The following is a 260-nucleotide window of genomic DNA, read 5'->3' as shown; positions in this document are numbered from 1 at the left end:
TAGCAGCGCATTTCCGGCGCATTGCCGGATGGGCGGAAATGGATGATCCGGCCGTCCGTCAGTGTCATCCGAAGCCCGTCAATATCGGATTTGGTCGCGACAGCGCCGATCGGCTGCAGGAAAGAACGGAGATTTTGATCCGAGGCGCGCAAGTGTTGCATCAGCGCGGCGCTCGTCTCCACCGGGAAATTCTCCAGACGATCGGCAGCGGCGAAGTGCAGCTTATAGGAGGTCGCAATGGCAGCCGCTCTCTGCCATTG

General features: G+C 60.0%; 1 pseudogene. It reads right to left on the bottom strand.

From position 1 onward, the window contains the following. Positions 1–260, bottom strand: a pseudogene (locus EOD29_RS32850) (phosphomannomutase); the annotation flags it as partial.

It is taken from the genome of Mesorhizobium sp. M1A.T.Ca.IN.004.03.1.1, from assembly GCF_003997555.1.
GTDB lineage: Bacteria > Pseudomonadota > Alphaproteobacteria > Rhizobiales > Rhizobiaceae > Mesorhizobium.
The sequence above is the reverse complement of the archived record's forward strand: the minus strand, read 5'-3'. Positions and strand labels throughout refer to the sequence as shown.